We start from the raw sequence: 1,868 nt of genomic DNA, 5'->3' as shown, positions 1-1,868 counted from the left end.
ATATTCTTCCGGAGGGGTGAGTCGATCCACATGCGTCTGTCATGTGCCCAACGGTTGACCCGCGGCGGCGGCTCGACGACATTCTGGTCATGTCCGAAACGCAATCCTCCGACACCCTGACCTCCACTTCGGATGAGGTCGCAGACGATGGTGCGACCGGTGCCGCGGCCGATGCATCCGCCGAAGCAATGGCCGGCCACGCCGCAGCTGTGCGCCCGAAGCGGCGTCCGGCCGACATCAATCGTGGCGTCGAGATCATTCGTGAGCATCTGAAGACCCTGCCGCAGACGCCGGGCGTCTACCGCATGCTGGCGGGCGACGGGGCTGTCCTCTATGTTGGCAAGGCGCGCAACCTGAAGCGCCGGGTTACCAACTACACCCAGGTCGCAAAGCTGCCGGTCAGGCTCCAGCGCATGGTCGCGGAGACCGAGACGATGGAGTTCGTCAACACCCACACCGAGGTGGAGGCGCTGCTTCTCGAATCGAACCTGATCAAGAAGCTGATGCCGCGCTACAACGTGCTGTTGCGCGACGACAAGACGTTTCCGCACATCATGATCACCAGGGACCATGACTATCCGCAGCTGACCAAGCATCGCGGCGCCCGCGGGCGCGACGCCGATTATTTCGGTCCCTTCGCCTCGGCCGGGGCGGTGAACCGCACCATCACGGCGTTGCAGCGCGCCTTCCTGCTGCGCAACTGCGCCGACACGGTCTTCTCCTCCCGCACCAGGCCTTGCCTGCAATACCAGATCAAGCGTTGCACCGCGCCTTGCGTCGGCCGCGTCACCCCGGCGGACTATCAGGCGCAGGTCGATCAGGCGCGCGCCTTCCTGGCGGGCAAGAGCCGCGACATCCAGGCAGAGTTCGCGAACCGGATGATGGCCGCTTCCGACGCGATGGATTTCGAGACGGCGGCCCGCTACCGTGACCGTATCCGCGCCTTGACCGCCATCCAGGCCCACCAGGACATCAATGTCGAAGGGGTGGTGGAGGATGCCGACGTCATCGCCGCCTATGCCGAGGGCGGGGTGACCTGCATCCAGGTCTTTTTCTTCCGCGGCGGTCGCAACTATGGCAACCGCGCCTATTTCCCCAGCCATGACAAGGCGGCGGAGACCGAGGAGGTGCTGGCAGCCTTCATCGCCCAGTTCTATGAGAACAAGGCCGCTCCGCCGCTGGTACTGGTCAGCCACGCCCTGCCGGAGCTGGAATTGCTGAGCGAGGCTCTGGCGGTGCGTGCCGGCCACAAGGTGGAGCTGGCGGAGCCAAAGCGCGGCGAGAAGCGCCGGATCGTCGAGCATGCCCTGACCAACGCCCGCGAGGCCCATGGGCGCCGGCTGGCCGAAAGCTCCAGCCAGGCGCGGCTGCTGGAGGGGGTTGCCGCCGCCTTCGGCATGGACAGCGCGCCTGAGCGGGTCGAGGTTTACGACAACTCGCACATCCAGGGCGCGCACGCCATCGGCGGGATGATCGTCGCCGGTCCGGACGGTTTCATCAAGAACGCCTACCGCAAGTTCAACATCCGCAGCGAGGGCGCGGCCGGCGACGACTTCGCCATGATGCGCGAGGTGCTGACCCGCCGATTCGGTCGGGCGGTGAAGGAGGATCCGGAGCGCAGTCTGGGAAGCTGGCCCGATCTGGTGCTGATCGACGGCGGCCTGGGGCAGCTGAACGTGGCGCTGGAGGTGTTCGCGGAGCTGGGCATCGACGACGTGGCGCTGGTCGGCATCGCCAAGGGGCCGGATCGCGATGCCGGGCGTGAACATTTCTTCCTGGAGAAACCCCCCGCCCTTTCCGATGGAGCCGCGCGACCCGGTTCTCTATTTCCTGCAGCGGCTGCGCGACAAGGCCCACCGTTTCGCCAT

1 pseudogene is annotated in these 1,868 nt (G+C 66.1%); it reads left to right on the top strand.

The features are described from left to right. Positions 1–188: 188 nt before the first annotated feature. Positions 189–1,868 (top strand): annotated as a pseudogene (gene uvrC, locus I71_RS26920) (excinuclease ABC subunit UvrC); the annotation flags it as partial.

Origin of the sequence: Azospirillum sp. B506 (assembly GCF_000333595.1) — a bacterium.
Taxonomy (GTDB): Bacteria; Pseudomonadota; Alphaproteobacteria; order Azospirillales; family Azospirillaceae; genus Azospirillum.
The sequence above is the reverse complement of the archived record's forward strand: the minus strand, read 5'-3'. Positions and strand labels throughout refer to the sequence as shown.